This window comes from Herpetosiphonaceae bacterium (genome assembly GCA_036374795.1).
Classification (GTDB): domain Bacteria; phylum Chloroflexota; class Chloroflexia; order Chloroflexales; family Kallotenuaceae; genus LB3-1.
Window position 1 is genome coordinate 1 of record DASUTC010000061.1, and the last position, 1,436, is coordinate 1,436.

The window sequence follows — 1,436 nt, forward strand, 5'->3', positions numbered from 1 at the left end:
CGGCGCGATCCGCAATCCACTGTTCTTCCATCGCCGACCTCACTTCCACCCGCTGGGGGTGAAGCGAGTGTACCACCGAATGCTACCACCAGACACGAGGTGCTGAAGCCGTGGCGGTGTCGATGTGAGAAAGTCATACAGAGGCGACCGACGCGGTCGGTGAACCGTCTTCAGTGAACCGCGAAGGGGCTCCAGCCCCACAGCGTGAGCAACACGCTACCAGACGAATCGATCATGAAGGATTCCACGAAACATACAGACAAGAAGCATTTGATGTCGGAGAAGGATATGGCTGTTAAGTGGAATCAAGATCGATGGTGTGGTGCAGGGTCAGCTAGCTCGGTCCGACACCATCCACCACCTTGAGGGCTGCCTCGAACGCGCCGGAGAGCTGCAAGGCGTGATCTTCAGTCCAATATGCAGGCCGGGCGGCGGCGTGGATCCCCGGCCAATGCCGCCTCGCTCCGAGGTCAGCCGCTGGCCGGGTCCGGTTGAAAACGGCATCGCCAGCGTCGGATCAGGAACAACGGTCGATCGCTGATCGGCATCCCCATCGAGCGGCAGCGCTGCATCAGCGCGATCGTCCGCGCGATCCAGCGTGGCATGGCCGGTTGAGTCGTTGGTGGTTGGAGCATCCAGGGCGTGGGCGAACGTGTCCGGCGACCAGTCACCTGTCCGCGGTGGGTCATCGTCGGCCACCAGCGGTGCGGTCAGTGCCGCCCGCAGCGCCGCGCCGACATCAGCGTGATCCTGCACCTGCGTGATGAGCGCACGCTGCTCATCCGGTGGGCGCTGCGCGAGATCGCGCAAGGTCCGCTGGCTCACGTCGACACCGGCCAGCGCCTCCTGGGCTTCCAGCGAGAGATCCAGGAGGCTCAGCAGGCGCTTCCGCTGGTCCGGGGTCATGTGCGCCAGCCCGATCGCCTGCAAGACCGTCGTCCAGGGGACGCGCACATGCGCACCACTTCCCAGGTACGCCTCGCGGCTTGGAAAACCCGAAACCGCACAGAGCCGGTCGCGCAGCACCGCGATCTGCCGGGCGGGGCTGCTCGCCGCCGCAACGAGCGCCGCCGTCTGCGTGCCATCCTCGTCAGCGTCGGCTTCAAACGCCGCAATCTGGTGGCCCAGCCACAGCAGCTCGATCGTCTGGGCCAGCTCCAAGTGCGTCAGGGATTGGTGAAAGCCGTTGGTGATGAGCTGGTTCTGCTTGATTGAGAGCCAATCCACCTCGGCGCTCAGGACGCACGGCACCTCGCGGAGGCCCGCCGTCTCCGCCGCGCGCTTGCGGCGGGCACCATTGATGCCCAGACCCTCCGTCGGTGGATTCGCGAGTTTTCGGCTGATGGTGAACGTGCCTTTCCTGGTCCTGGACATCCTTGTGATGACGAGCTGGTGCGCCTGCGGCGCGAGAATGAACAGCTCCGGCAGGAGCGCGA

General features: G+C 64.9%; 1 protein-coding gene. It reads right to left on the reverse strand.

What is annotated here, in order from left to right; all coding sequences use genetic code 11:
• Window positions 1–330: 330 nt before the first annotated feature.
• Window positions 331–1,436: hypothetical protein (locus VFZ66_03860; GenBank protein ID HEX6288297.1), on the reverse strand; the 1,106-nt coding region annotated here is incomplete at its 5' end.